The organism is Paenibacillus thiaminolyticus (genome assembly GCF_003591545.1).
In the GTDB taxonomy this organism is placed as follows: domain Bacteria; phylum Bacillota; class Bacilli; order Paenibacillales; family Paenibacillaceae; genus Paenibacillus_B; species Paenibacillus_B thiaminolyticus_A.
In genome coordinates this window covers 152138-165669 of sequence record NZ_QYZD01000002.1, presented here as the reverse complement: position 1 = coordinate 165669, position 13532 = coordinate 152138, and the positions used below count along the sequence as shown (strand labels likewise).

General features: G+C 59.2%; 9 protein-coding genes. 8 read left to right on the top strand and 1 reads right to left on the bottom strand.

Translation table 11 applies throughout. From position 1 onward, the window contains the following. Positions 1 to 86: 86 nt before the first annotated feature. Positions 87 to 1913 carry an Rqc2 family fibronectin-binding protein gene (locus DQX05_RS03660; RefSeq protein ID WP_119790966.1) on the bottom strand — a complete coding sequence of 609 codons (1827 nt, stop codon included), beginning with the start codon at positions 1911 to 1913 and terminating at the stop codon, positions 87 to 89. Positions 1914 to 2132: 219 nt separating this feature from the next. Here DQX05_RS03660 and DQX05_RS03655 point away from each other — a divergent pair, with 219 nt between their 5' ends. The 8 genes from DQX05_RS03655 to priA all read left to right on the top strand — a co-directional run bounded on the left by DQX05_RS03655 (position 2133) and on the right by priA (position 13344). After that, entirely contained in the window at positions 2133 to 4943 is a 2811-nt protein-coding gene (locus tag DQX05_RS03655; protein WP_119790964.1) for a cation-translocating P-type ATPase, read from the top strand. 225 nt (positions 4944 to 5168) lie between these two features. Further along, the gene (locus tag DQX05_RS03650) at positions 5169 to 7070 is read left to right on the top strand and encodes a bifunctional homocysteine S-methyltransferase/methylenetetrahydrofolate reductase (protein WP_119790962.1); all 1902 of its coding nucleotides are present in this window, start codon (positions 5169 to 5171) and stop codon (positions 7068 to 7070) included. 32 nt (positions 7071 to 7102) lie between these two features. Continuing rightward, positions 7103 to 7987, top strand: a complete 885-nt coding sequence (locus tag DQX05_RS03645) for a YicC/YloC family endoribonuclease (RefSeq protein ID WP_119790960.1) — start codon at positions 7103 to 7105, stop codon at positions 7985 to 7987. 35 nt (positions 7988 to 8022) lie between these two features. Next, positions 8023 to 8283, top strand: coding sequence for an extracellular matrix/biofilm regulator RemA (remA, locus tag DQX05_RS03640; RefSeq protein ID WP_005548256.1), 261 nt, complete (start codon positions 8023 to 8025; stop codon positions 8281 to 8283). A 13-nt stretch (positions 8284 to 8296) separates the two neighbouring features. Then, complete coding sequence (gene gmk / locus DQX05_RS03635; RefSeq protein WP_119791433.1) at positions 8297 to 8875, top strand: guanylate kinase; 579 nt, start codon at positions 8297 to 8299, stop codon at positions 8873 to 8875. A gap of 147 nt (positions 8876 to 9022) precedes the next feature. Further along, positions 9023 to 9226, top strand: coding sequence for a DNA-directed RNA polymerase subunit omega (gene rpoZ, locus DQX05_RS03630; protein WP_119790958.1), 204 nt, complete (start codon positions 9023 to 9025; stop codon positions 9224 to 9226). Positions 9227 to 9437: 211 nt separating this feature from the next. After that, positions 9438 to 10742 (top strand): bifunctional phosphopantothenoylcysteine decarboxylase/phosphopantothenate--cysteine ligase CoaBC, encoded by a 1305-nt coding sequence (coaBC, locus tag DQX05_RS03625; RefSeq protein WP_119790956.1) that lies wholly within the window; start codon positions 9438 to 9440, stop codon positions 10740 to 10742. Next, positions 10732 to 13344: a primosomal protein N' gene (priA, locus tag DQX05_RS03620; RefSeq protein ID WP_119790955.1), complete on the top strand. Its 2613-nt coding sequence runs from the start codon at positions 10732 to 10734 to the stop codon at positions 13342 to 13344. Before coaBC ends, priA begins: the two co-directional genes overlap by 11 nt. The last annotated feature ends 188 nt before the right edge of the window (positions 13345 to 13532 follow it).

Sequence of the window (13532 nt, the reverse complement as noted above, 5' to 3'; positions counted from 1 at the left end):
GGTGACATGAACGGGAACAAACAAGACGCCTGGAATGAAGGAACCGAATGGTTCCGTTCTCCAGGCGTCTTGCTATGCGGGCTTGCTCAACCGTTCGTCTTGACGGTGACCGGAAGCTGCCTGACCCGGTCCGCGTCCGGCGTAATGAACAGCGTCTTCTGCCGGTCGTAGATGACGAAGCCCGGCTTCGCCCCGTTCGGCTTGCGGACATGGCGGATGAGTGTGTAGTCGACGGGGACGAGGCTGGAAAGCTTGCCTTGGCTGAAAAAGGCAGCCAACTGGGCCGCTTCCTCCAAGGTGGCGTCCCCAAACCGATCGCTCCGGATAACGACATGCGAGCCGGGAATGTCCTTCGTATGGAGCCATGTGTCGTTCGGCTGGGCCAGCCGGTTGGTAACATACTCATTTTGCAAATTGTTCTTGCCGACGTAGATAGGAATGCCCTCGGATGAGGTGTAGCAGTATATCGTCGGCCGCCCGTCTTTTTTCTTGCGCTTGCCCTTCCGTTCCCGATCACGCAAGTAGCCTTCCTGGACAAGCTCCTCCCGAATCTCCTGCGCATCCTGCAGATTCGCTCCCGCGAGCTGATGCAGCAGCATGTCGAAGTACCTGTTCTCTTCCTCGGCCGCGCGCATCTGCTCCTGCACGACGGAGATGCTGTTCTTCGCCTTGTTGTACTTCTTGAAATAGCGCTGTGCATTGTCCGATGGCGAGAGCAGCGGGTCGAGCGGGATCGTGATCATGCCTCCGTTCTCATCGTAGTAATTCGGAAGCTCGACCGAAGCGTCTCCCTTGCGAAGCATGTGGAGCGAGGCGAACAGCAGCTCGCCCATCACCCGGTAGCGATCCGCATCCTTCGCTTCATCTAACGTAGCTTGCAGCTTCTCCAGCTTTTTCGCGTTTTTGTCATGCTCCTGCTGGAGGAAGCGGGACAAGTCGCCTACGCGCTGCTTAATCATGTCACGTTCGGCCTTGTCGCCGTAGAAGGCCTCCATGCAGGCGCTCATCGTCGGATAGGTGGTGCGTGTCCCCTCGATATGCGTAAGCGGCAGGGCCGAGAAATACGACTTGCCGGCTTCATCCGCTACGAGCGTCGGCTCGTAACGATGGCCCCGCATCTCTTCCATCATCCGGGAGAAGTCTTCCCAGAGCACCGGGCCATCGAGAAGTCCATCCGCATCCGCTTTCGCCCGGCCCGTGCCCGCGCCAGCGCCGGCACGGTAGACTATCTCCTCGGCGAGCCGGGGGCTGATCCCGGAGAAGCGGCTCACGAGCCACTTGGCCGCCTGCTTGGCTGAGAGGCCGAGGCTCGCTCCGGCTTCGTCCAGTGCCGCGGCGGTGTGTCCTGCAGCGGCTTCCGCCCACCATGCGAGGAACTGCTCCGAGTCCGTGCCGAGCGGATCGGCTTTATGCTGCTCGGGCGGAGCCGTATAGGCGAAGCCCGGCATGACGATACGATAGCTGCTGATGGACGGGGTCACATGATGGATGCCGTCCACGATGGCGCCGGTCGCTGCATCAAGCAAAATAATATTGCTGTGGCGTCCCGTCAGCTCCACGACGATCGTTTTGATCGCCTCATCCCCCAGTTCGTCCCGTTGGCGGACGCGGAAGTGCAGTATCCGCTCGCTGCCGATCTGCTGCACCTGCTCGATAATGCCGCTCTCGCAATATTTGCGCATCAGCATGCAGAACATGGGCGGCTCCGGCGGATTGGTGAAGCTCTCTTCGGTAAAATGGACCCGCGGGTAGGTCGGGTTCGCGGACAGCAGCAGCTTGCGGTTCCGTCCCGCTGTCCGGATATGAAGCACGATGTCATGCTCGGTCGGCTGATAAATTTTATGAATGCGCGCGCCGATGGTCTGCTGCAATTCATGCGCAAGGGCGCGGGTAACGATTCCATCCAATGCCATATTGATTGCTCCTATCTTGCGGGGCCAGGGTCGGTCTCCCGCTCATTTGCCTTATCTCCCTATGATGCCATATTTCTGGACAAAACTTAAGAGTTCCGTATTCACATTGGGATATTTTCTGACTCGTCCGAATAAAGTTACCCTGAAGACCGTTTCTTTGGACGAGTTGGATTGTCCCGCCAAAGAGGGCCATCATACGGAGGAAAGGGGAACGTACCAATGGATCAATTAAAGTGGCACCAGTCAACGACCGAAGACTTGCTGAAAACGTTGGGGGTCCACGCCGATCAAGGGTTGACTGAGGAAGATGCGGCAGCGCGAAGGGAGCAACACGGATCGAACGAGCTGTCGGCAGGGCGGCGCGTTTCGCCGATAACGTTATTTTTAAATCAATTCAAAGATTTCATGGTGCTCATTTTGGCGGGGGCGACTCTCGTTTCTGGCCTACTCGGTGAATATTTGGACTCGATTACGATTATCGCGATTATTTTGCTGAACGGCGTGCTTGGATTCATTCAGGAGTTCCGCGCCGAGCGCTCGCTGTCCGCCTTGAAGCAGCTATCCGCGCCGACGGCCAAAGTGATACGCTCCGGCTCTGTAACCCATATTCCCGCCAATCGGCTCGTTCCCGGCGATATCGTCCTCCTGGAGAGCGGCGATCGCGTTCCGGCAGATATTCGCTGGGTGGATACCAACAGCTGCTATGTCGAGGAATCGACCCTGACGGGCGAGTCGGTTCCGGTCAGCAAGCATCATCAACGGATTTCAGAAGCAGAGCTGCCCCTCGGAGACCAGAAAAATATCAGCTTCATGGGAACGATGGTGACGCGGGGGACCGGGAAGGGCGTCGTCATTCGCACGGGAATGGATACCGAGATGGGCAACATCGCTCATCTGATCGAAAATACAGAAACGATGGATACGCCGCTGCAGCATCGGCTGGAACAGCTGGGGAAGATGCTCATCATCGTGGCGCTCGTCCTCACCGTCATGGTCGTCGTCGCGGGCATCATGCACGGCCAGGACGCCCTCGGCATGTTCCTGGCCGGAGTCAGCCTGGCGGTCGCCGCCATACCGGAAGGGCTACCGGCGATCGTGACGATTGCGTTGTCGCTTGGAGTCCAGCGCATGATCAAGCGCAAAGCGATCGTGCGCAAGCTGCCTTCGGTGGAGACGCTGGGCTGCGCCTCCGTCATTTGCTCTGACAAGACCGGGACGCTGACCCAGAACAAAATGACGGTTACCCGGATGTGGCTTGGCGGGCGCTTGCTGGAGGTGAGTGGAGAAGGGTTCGAGCCGAACGGCCAGGTATGCGAGAAGGGGAAGCCGATCGAGCTCAAGCATGATCAGGAGCTGCGCCGCTTCCTGCAGATTAGCGCACTCTGCAATAATGCGAGCTTGACGGAATCCTACCCGGAGGAGCTGCCTCCTGTCAAAGGGGGGCGTAAGGGAGACAAAGGGGCCGAGCCGGAAGAAGTCAAGGCCGTCTGGGACATTGCAGGCGATCCGACGGAGGGCGCGCTGCTCGTCCTCGCGGCCAAGCTGGGCATGACGCCGAGGGCGCTGCAAGGTATGTACGAACGGACGCAGGAGTATCCGTTCGATTCCGAACGCAAGCGGATGTCGGTCGTCGTCACGCATCAGGGGGGACGCCATGTTTTGACCAAGGGCGCGCCGGATGTGCTGCTGGATCGCTGCAAATATATGCTGTGGGACGGCAAGGTGGTGCCGTTAACCGGTACGCTGAAGCAGAAGGTGTTGGCGGAGAACGAGGGGATGGCGAAGCAGGCTTTGCGCGTGCTCGGCCTAGCGTACCGCGAGCTGAAGCGGCATGAGACGATTCACGATGAAGCGGAAGCCGAGTCGCAGCTGGTGTTCGTTGGGCTGGCCGGCATGATCGATCCGCCGCGCCGCGAAGTCCGCGAAGCGATCAGCCTGTGCCGCCGCGCCGGCATCAAGACCGTGATGATTACCGGAGATCATCAGACGACAGCGGAAGCGATTGCGAATCAGCTCGGCATTATCCCCCGCGGCGGCATGAGTGTGAACGGGGCCCAATTGGCCGGGATGGATGACGACGCCCTGGACAAAGTCGTCGACAACGTCTATGTCTATGCCCGCGTGACGCCGGAGCACAAGCTGCGAATCGTCAAATCATTGCAGCGCCAAGGCCATGTCGTGGCGATGACCGGTGACGGAGTGAACGACGCGCCTGCAATCAAAGCCGCGGATATCGGCATCGCGATGGGCATTGCCGGCACGGATGTGTCGAAGGAGGCCTCGTCACTTATTCTCAGCGATGACAACTTCGCCACGATCGTCGCTGCTATCGAGGAAGGGCGCGGCATCTACGAGAACATCCGCAAGTTCATCCGCTACCTGCTCGCTTCCAATGTAGGCGAAATCCTGGTCATGTTCCTGGCGATGATGATGGGGCTGCCGCTGCCGCTCGTGCCGATTCAGATTCTGTGGGTCAATCTTGTGACCGACGGATTGCCGGCGATGGCGCTCGGCGTCGATCAGCCGGAAAAGGATCTGATGGAGCACCGGCCGCGCTCCGCCAGGGAGAACATCTTCGCGCGCCGTCTCGGCTGGAAGATCATCAGCCGCGGCATTCTTATCGGCGTCTGTACGCTGATCGCGTTCTGGCTGACGCTGAAGGTTGATCCCGGTAGCGCAGACCAACTGACGAAGGCGCAGACGGTCGCCTTCTCTACCTTGGTGCTCGCCCAGCTCATCCACGTCTTTGATTGCCGGAGCTCGCGTTCGATTTTCCATCGCAACCTTTTCCAAAATAAGTATCTGGTGCTCGCGGTGATTTCTTCCTTGATTCTGCTGTTCGGGGTACTGTATGTCGAACCGCTTCAGCCGGTATTCAAGACGGTTCCGCTCGGCTTCCGGGATTGGGCAATTACGTTCGTTATGGCCGGGATACCGACCTTCCTGCTCGGCATCGGATCGGTGATGAGCGGTCAGAAGAAGAAGCCTTCCGGCGGCAGACCCGCTTATCCGAAGCGGCATGCGGCATAACCATAGTATTTTTATTCATTTTGCGTTATGATGGTAGGAAATTGACCGGAGGACGCTGCGGCCGGCCACCGTGCCGTCATCTGTCCGGCGGCATAAGCTGAACTACACCGATGCACTGAAGACGCTCCCGTCGGAGCGTCTTTTATTTCAAGAAGTGCCGTTTCTTGATAAAATGGGGTAGATGATGCAGACATAGACAGATTGGGAGAAGGGTGGAGAGACGGGATGAAGGACTTGCGTCAAGTGCTGCAAGGGGAAATTATTGTCGGTGACGGGGCCATGGGCACCTATTTATATCAAATGGGCTACCCGGTTGGGATCTCCTATGAGTCACTCAACATCAGCGAGCCGGAACGGATCCGGGACATACATCGCGAATATGTAAGCGCAGGCGCCCGGCTCCTGGAGACCAATACATTTACGGCGAACCGCGAGAAGCTGTCGAAGCATGGGATGGAGAAGCAGGTGAAGGCGATTAACCGCGCTGCGGCCCGGCTGGCGCGCGAGGCGGCGGCTGGCCAAGCCTATGTGGTGGGGGCGTTGGGCTCGATCCGTGCCGGTAAGCGGGAAAATATCGCGACGGATCAGGTTAAGCGCGACTATACCGAGCAGTTGTCGGCCTTGTTGGAAGAGGGCGTCGACGGAATCATGTTCGAGACGTTCTACGATATGGAGGAAATGAAGCTCGCGGTTCAGATCGTGCGCGCCTTGGATGACCGCATTCCGATCATCTGCCAATTCGCGGTCGAAGAGTCGCATCGGACGAAGGACGGCCTTCGTCTGCTGGATGCGTTCCGTCTGCTGCGCGAGGAAGGCGCAGACGTCGTCGGTTTGAACTGCCGCATGGGGCCGAACGGCCTGATGCGGGCGATGGAAGAGGTCACCGGCCGGCTGGCTCTGCCGATGTCTGCCTTTCCGAACGCCGGTCTGCCGGATTATGTGGACGGAAGGTACAACTTCGTGGCTACGGCCGACTATATGGCAGAGAGCGCCGTTCGCTTCGCCGAATTGGGTGCGCGCATTATCGGAGGCTGCTGCGGCACGACGCCGGAGCATATTCAGGCAATAGCGCAGGCGCTGGCAGACGCGGAGACTCCTATTCTCCCGACGCTGGCCGAGGAGGAGGCGCAGGCCCAGGCCGTTCCGCCGCTTGAGATCGGGGAGCGAGGCGCAGCGCCGGCGTCCGGGAAAGGAAAGGCGGCAAGCGGGCCGTCGCTTGTCGATACGGTCCGTGAACGCCATACCGTCATCGTAGAGCTTGATCCGCCGCGCGATCTCGATATCGCCAAGTTCATGCTGGGCGCGCAAGCGCTGAAGGATGCAGGGGCCGACGCGCTGACACTGGCGGACAACTCGCTTGCGGTCACCCGGATGAGCAACATGGCGCTTGGTTATTTGGCGCTCGACAAGATCGGCATCCGGCCGCTCATCCATATCGCCTGCCGGGATCGCAACCTGATCGGCACGCAATCCCATATGATGGGGCTGGATGCGCTTGGGATCGATCATGTGCTCGCGGTAACCGGGGATCCGGCCCGCTTCGGCGATCTGCCGGACTCCAGCTCGGTCTATGACCTGACCTCCTTCGAGATTATCCGCATGATCAAGCAGCTGAATGCGGGGCTCGCCTTCTCGGGCAAGGTGCTGAAGCAGCGCGCGAACTTTGTCGTCGGGGCGGCGTTCAACCCGAACGTGAAGCATTTGAACAAGGCGATCGAACGCCTGGAGCGCAAGATTGAGGCCGGCGCGGATTATATCATGACGCAGCCGGTGTATGACGCCTCCCTGATCGAACGGATTGCCGAAGGTACGAAGCATTTGAATGTGCCGGTCTTCCTCGGCATCATGCCGCTGGCAAGCGGGCGGAATGCGGAATACCTTCATAATGAAGTGCCGGGCATTCATCTCTCGGACGAGGTGCGGGAACGAATGAAGGGGCTCGAGGGCGAGAGCGGGCGCCGCGAGGGCGTAGCCATCGCCAAGGAGCTGCTGGATGTGGCGATGAAGCATTTCAACGGAATCTACTTCATGACCCCATTCATGTTCTATGAGATGACCGCTGAACTGACGGAGCATGTGTGGCAAAAAGCGGAACGCCTGACCGCCCCCTTGTATCGGCATACGTAATGAATTAAAATAGGATAATGGATGTGGTACCCATGGTATACAGCATGACCGGTTACGGCCAGTCCGTCCGAATTGCCGGCGGATACAAGATTACGATTGAAGCGAAGTCCGTTAACCATCGTTATTGCGAGATCATGCTGCGCATGCCGCGTGAATGGACAAGCTGCGAGGAGCCTTTGCGCCGTCTCGTTCAGCAATTCGTCAAGCGCGGGCGGGTAGACGTGTTTATTAACAGAGAGCGTGAAGGGGAAGCGAAGACGGCGGTAGCCATCAATGAGCAGACTGTGAAGGCCTATATGGAGGCCAGCCGGCTGCTTCGCGACCAATACGGCGTCTCCGGGGAGATGACCGTCAATGACTGGCTTCGCTTGCCTGATGTATTTACCATCCAGGAGGAGCAACCGCTGCCCGAGGAAGAGCTGCTTCGCGAGCTTGAATCCGGCCTGGCGGAGGCGATGGATGGGTTATGTCGGATGCGGGTCATGGAAGGCAACCACCTCGCCCAGGATATGAAGGAACGACTGAACCGCTTGGAGTCGCTGCATGCGGACATTTCCACACGGGCTCCATTCGTCGTTGCTGAGTATCGCGCCAAGCTGCAACAGCGGATAGAGCAACTGCTGGACGCTGAGTCTTCCTTGGACGAATATAAGTTCGGCATGGAGGTAGCTCTGTTTGCGGATCGCTCCAACATCGATGAAGAATTGACGCGGCTACAGAGTCATTTCAACCAGTTCAGACAGCTGCTGGACAGCACGGAACCGATCGGCAGGAAGCTCGATTTTCTCGTTCAGGAGATGAACCGGGAAGTGAACACCATCGGTTCCAAGGCGAACCATCTGGAGATTATCAACCATGTCGTAGACATGAAGGCAGAGTTGGAAAAGATTCGCGAACAAGCCGCGAACATGGAATAAATATGGAGCGTTCGAAAGTAGAGGGAGGACCTGTAATGGCCATTAAACTGATTAACATCGGTTTTGGTAACATCGTATCTGCCAACCGTATCATCTCAATCGTGAGCCCGGAATCGGCTCCTATTAAGCGAATCATCCAGGAAGCGCGCGATCGTCATATGCTGATTGACGCGACTTACGGGCGACGCACCCGCGCGGTCATCATTACGGACAGCGACCATGTCATTTTGTCCGCGGTCCAGCCGGAGACGGTGGCGCATCGCTTATCAACGAAGGATGACGACAACGACGAATAAAATGGAGATGAACATGAAGAAAGGTTTTTTGATTGTGCTATCCGGCCCTTCTGGCGTCGGCAAAGGCACGGTATGCAAATCTTTACTGAAGCGGCTGCCCGACCTGATTTATTCGGTGTCCGCCACAACGCGTCAGCCCCGTCTCGGGGAAGTTGACGGAGTGAACTACTTCTTCAAGTCGCGGGAAGAGTTTCTCGATATGATCGAGAACGATAAGCTGCTGGAGCATGCCGAATATGTGGGCAACTACTATGGCACCCCGCGCGACTTCGTAGAGCAGACACTGAACGAAGGGCAGGACATCATTCTGGAGATCGAGGTGCAGGGCGCGTTGAAGGTGAAAGAGAAGTTCCCGAACGGGATCTTCATTTTCCTGTTGCCTCCATCGCTGGACGAGCTGGAGGATCGGATTCGCGGCCGCGGTACCGAGAACGATACGGTGATCGATCACCGCATGACGGCGGCGGTCGAGGAAATGGCCATGATGGCGAATTACGATTATGCCGTCGTGAACGATGAGATCGACTTGGCGTGCAAACGTATAGAGAGTATTATAATAGCCGAACATTGTAAAATCAGGCCTAACCGGTAGGACGGCAGTCAGCGGGGCGCACTTTCGATAAAGTGTGCCTCGTGACGCGCTATCCTGAGTCCGGGCGGCAGAGCAGGATGAGGTTGAGTATGAAGCGGTCCCGGCGGCAAGGGGGTTCGGGACAAGCAGGAGAAGGAGTGCGGAACTATGCTATATCCATCCATTGACGAATTGATGAAAAAAGTCGACAGTAAATACTCGCTGGTCGTGGCTGCGGCCCGCCGGGCGCGCCAATTGCGCGACGGGGAGCGAACCGAATTGCAGAATCCCAAGTCGTACAAGCAGGTCGGCGTGGCGCTGGAGGAGATCTACGGCGATAATGTTACGGTCGAACAGGGCAACGCGGTGTAACTCCGATCCGGCTGCGGAATCGGTTTATAGACGGTGAGCGGGACAGCCGAACCGGCTGAATGACCGCCGCCCATCAATTGAGCAGGAAAGCAAATAACAACCGTCAGGTTGTTATTTTTTTCAAATGACGAGAATGCTCCCTATCCGGGAGGGCAGGCAGCCGCCGGGATGGAGCGCTTGCGCGCTTAGAGGAGCGGAAAGGCGGGGGCGTATGCTGCAAGGAAAATCGATACTGCTCGGCGTCACGGGCGGCATTGCGGCTTACAAGGCTGCAGCGCTGTGCAGCAAGTTGAAGCAGGAGGGGGCCGAGGTGCACGTCATCATGACGGCATCGGCAACTCAGTTTATTTCGGAGCTGACGTTCCAGACATTGTCGCGCCAGCCGGTGTATACGGACACGTTTGATGAGCGGGACGCTTCAGTCGTCTCGCACATTGATCTGGCGGATCATGCCGATCTCGTGCTGGTAGCGCCGGCTACGGCGAATGTGATCGGCAAGATGGCGCATGGCCTGGCGGATGATATGCTGACGACGACACTGCTCGCTACGACGGCGCCGGTCATGGTCGCTCCGGCCATGAATGTACATATGTACGCCCATCCGGCCGTCATGCACAATATGGATATATTGCGGTCGCGGGGCGTCCGGTTCATTGAGCCGGAAGAGGGGCTCCTCGCTTGCGGCTATACCGGCAAGGGAAGGCTTGCCGAGCCGGAGCATATCGTGGAATATGTGAAGCGGTGGTTCGCACAAGGCGGCGGTGGAGAATCCGCATTGCCGCCAGCCAGCGCTGCCGGCCTAGGAAGCGCACAGTCCGGGCTGCTTCATGGCAAGCGGGTGCTGGTCACGGCGGGCGGCACGGTCGAGCGCATCGATCCGGTCCGGTACATTACCAATGATTCGTCCGGCAAGATGGGATTCGCGGTCGCGGAAGCGGCCCGGGACATGGGAGCCTGCGTAACGCTTATCGCCGGCCAGACCCAGACGGATCCTCCGCAGGGCGTCGAGCTGATCCGCGTTGAATCAGCCCTCGATATGCGGGATGCCGTCATCGGCCGGTACGAGCAAGCGGATATTGTCGTGAAGACGGCGGCGGTCGCCGATTACCGGCCAGTGCACCGGGCCGCTCAGAAGCTGAAAAAAACGGGCGAGCGGCTCGTTCTTGAGCTGGAGCGGAATCCGGATATTTTGCAGGAGCTGGGCGAGAAGAAGAAGAATCAGCTGCTGATCGGGTTCGCCGCCGAGACCGAGCAGCTGGAGCAGTATGCGTTGGACAAGCTGGTCCGCAAAAATCTCGATTATATCGTGGCGAACGATGTCTCCCGCACCGATGCGGGCTTCGGCTCCGATCGCAATGAAGTGCATATATATAGTAAAAATGGACTCGTCGAGCGCATTCCGCTTACGGCCAAGCAAGAGGTAGCCCGCCGTCTCCTGGAGATTGCCGTACAGGCGTCCGTCGCGGGAGACGAACCGCCTTCCCTGTCTGGCGAGGTGCATTCGCTTGAATCATAACGGACCGGATCGGATACGGGACGAAGCGCCAGCGGGGGCAGTCGGGACCCATTCCGGCTTGCCGATCGCGCGCGTCATCGTCGATGTGTCGGTCAAAGACACGGACCGGCCGTTCGACTACGCCATTCCTCCATCCATGGCGGATTGGATCGAGACGGGCAGCCGGGTCGGCGTCCCGTTCGGCGGGCGGACAGTGCAAGGCTTCGTCATCGGATTCTCCGACCGGACGGATGTGCCGCTGTCCCGGCTGAAGCCGATTCAGCAGCTGCTGGATGTCGTCCCGCCGCTCCCGGCCGATCTCGTCGAGCTCGGAATGTGGATGAGCGACCGCTATGTATGCACGCTGACGGCCGCTTTGCAGGCGATGATTCCGGGAGCCATCAAGGGCAAGCGGGAGAAGGCGCTCTCGCTGGGCGACGATGCTCGTCTGTTCCTTCAAGGCGCCGACGGCGGGAGAGATGAATTGACGCTGCGCCCGGATCGTCTGCTGGAAGACCCGCAGACACGCAGTCTGCTTGCTTATGTGCAGCGCAACGAGCCGTTGCCGGCGCCGAAGCTGCTGCAGGCCTTTCCCCAGGAAGCGCGCCTCATTAAGGAAGCGCTCCAGCACGGCTGGCTGCAGGAGACGGAGCGGATTAAGGATCGCATCGGTGTCAAGCGGCTGAAGCGGGTCACGCTGACGGTCGATGATGTCGGCGAGGTGGTTGCCCGGCTGGGCAGCCGGGCCGGAAGACAGCAGGAGACGCTGCGGCTCCTTGAGGAATATGGCGGAGAGCTGCCTCTCAAAAGCTTGAACGCATCCGCGGTCAAGGCGCTTGAGGGAAAAGGCTATGTCGCCATCGACGAGGTCGAGGTGATGCGGGATCCGTACGCTCAGCGCCGCTTCCGGCCATCGAAGCCGCTGCCGCTGACAGAGGAGCAGCAGCAGGTTTTCGAAGCGCTCGCGCTCGCGGTGGACGAACAGGAGCATCAAACCTTCCTGCTGCACGGGGTCACCGGCAGCGGTAAGACGGAGGTCTATTTGCAGGCGATCGAGCGCTGTCTCGATTCCGGACGTGAAGCGATCGTGCTCGTGCCGGAGATCTCGCTTACTCCGCAGATGGTCGAGCGCTTCAAAGGGAGATTCGGCTCCCGGGTGGCGGTGATGCATAGCCGTCTCTCTCAGGGCGAACGTTACGACGAGTGGCGCAAAATCCGCGAAGGCCGCGTACAGGTCGCGATCGGAGCCCGCTCAGCGGTGTTTGCCCCTTTTCCCCGGGTTGGCCTTATTATTATGGATGAAGAGCATGAGTCATCCTACAAGCAGGAAGAGACGCCGAAATATCACGCCCGCGACGTGGCGATTGAACGGGCGCGCCGGCAAGGCGCTGTCGTCGTTCTCGGATCGGCGACGCCTTCGATGGAGACGTATTACGCCTCACGTCTGAACGGCTACGATCAGCTGCCTGCGGGACTGGAGGCACCGCCTTGGAAGCTGACCGCATTGGCGATGCCTTCGCGCGTTGGCGGCAGACCCCTTCCTCCGGTGACGATCGTCGATATGAGGGACCAACTGAAGCTCGGCAACCGTTCCATGTTCAGCGCGCCGTTAGAAGCGGCGCTGGAGGAGCGGCTGGAGCGTCAGGAGCAGACTGTGCTGCTGTTGAACCGCAGAGGCTACTCTACGTTCGTCATGTGCCGCAGCTGCGGCTATGTCGCACAGTGTCCGGAATGCGATATTTCGCTGACTTATCATATGAAGACGGGGCATATGCGCTGTCACTACTGCGGCCACGCGGAGCGGGCGCCGGAAGTATGCCCGTCATGCGAGAGCGAGCATATCCGTTATTTCGGCACAGGTACCCAGCGGGTAGAGGAACAGCTCGCCCGCCGCTTCCCCGGCATTCGCGTCATCCGGATGGATGTGGACACGACCTCGGAGAAAGGCTCGCATGAGCGGCTGCTGCAGCAGTTCCGCGAACGGAAGGCCGACGTGCTGCTTGGCACGCAGATGGTGGCGAAGGGGTTGGACTTCCCGTACGTCACGCTGGTCGGCGTAATTGCTGCCGATTCGGCGCTTCATATGCCGGACTTCCGCGCGGCGGAGAAGACGTTCCATCTGCTGACGCAGGTTGCCGGCCGGGCCGGACGCCATGATCTGCCGGGCGAAGTCATCGTGCAGACCTATGCGCCGGAGCATTACTCGATCATCCATGCGTCGGGGCATGATTACCGCGGCTTCGCTTCCGAAGAGCTGCGGCACCGCCGCAATCTGATGGTGCCGCCCTTCTGCCGCCTGGCGCTGCTGTCCATGTCGCATGAACAGCTCCCGCTGCTCGTGCGCGTGGCCGAGAACGCGGCCCAGCGGCTCAAGGAGCTGGCGGAGCGCCAAGGCTGGCTGCTTCCGCTGCATGAGCATGCCGAGGCGATGGAGATTCTCGGGCCGGTCGCCTCTCCGATTCCGCGCATCAAGAATCGCTACCGTTTCCAGTGCATAATCAAATGCCGGGGAGACGTGAATCTATCGGGTCTTCTGGCAGAAGCGATGCGCGAGTTCGATTCGATTGCCAAGGAGCAGGACGTCCGGTTCAGTGTCGATATCGACCCGCAGATGATGATGTAAGCCGGCTGAATCGCATAGATCGGCCCGGAAGAACTGGGCCATGAACGGTTGCAAGGCACGCGCGAATCGGCTGTGGACGAAGCCGGCGGAGCATTGGAGCGGCCGCGCTGGTTCCGCCGGCGTGCAGGCAGCCGGTCTGAGAGGGCGTTGAACGGATTTTCCTAGAGGATGAAATCATATATAATGCG